General features: G+C 66.7%; 1 protein-coding gene and 1 pseudogene. Both read left to right on the top strand.

What is annotated here, in order from left to right; all coding sequences use genetic code 11:
• Positions 1 to 313: pseudogene (locus N879_RS15705) on the top strand (Ku protein); the annotation flags it as partial.
• A gap of 3 nt (positions 314 to 316) precedes the next feature.
• Positions 317 to 561, top strand: a 245-nt coding sequence (gene ligD / locus N879_RS15700; RefSeq protein WP_041202973.1) for a non-homologous end-joining DNA ligase LigD, incomplete at its 3' end; no start/stop codon positions are given.

Raw genomic sequence — 561 nt, 5'->3', positions numbered from 1 at the left:
CCAGGACCAGATCATGGACCTGGTGGAGAAGAAGGCGCGCGAAGGCAAGCTGGAAGCCGTGGGCGGGCCGGAAGAGGCGGTGGATCGCCGCTCGGCGGATGTCATCGACCTCACCGAGCTGCTCAAGCGCAGCCTGGCTGCCAAGCCGGGCAAGGCGCGCGCCGCCGAGGCGGACGAAGAGGACGATGCGCCGGAAAAGGCGCCAGCCAAATCCAAGCCTGCGAGCAAGGCCAAGACCAGCAAGTCGTCCAGCTCGTCACGCACACGCAAGGCACCGGCGGCGAGCAGCAAATCCAGCAAGAAGGCCAGCTGAGGCATGGCCGCGCGAAAGGACAGCGCTCGCCCATTGGTAGGCGGTGTGGGCATCAGCAGCCATCAGCGGGTGATCGACGAGGCCAGCGGCACCACCAAGCTGGCGCTGGCAGAGTATTACCTGGCGGTGGCGGACTGGCTGGTGCCACAGCTCGCCGGGCGACCGCTTTCCATCGTCCGCGCGCCGGAAGGTATTGGCGGCGAGAGCTTCTTCCAGCGTCATTGCGGCCGGTTGAAGATGCCGCACAT

This window comes from Alcaligenes sp. EGD-AK7 (assembly GCF_000465875.3).
GTDB classification, from domain to species: domain Bacteria; phylum Pseudomonadota; class Gammaproteobacteria; order Burkholderiales; family Burkholderiaceae_B; genus Alcaligenes; species Alcaligenes phenolicus.
The sequence above is the reverse complement of the archived record's forward strand: the minus strand, read 5'-3'. Positions and strand labels throughout refer to the sequence as shown.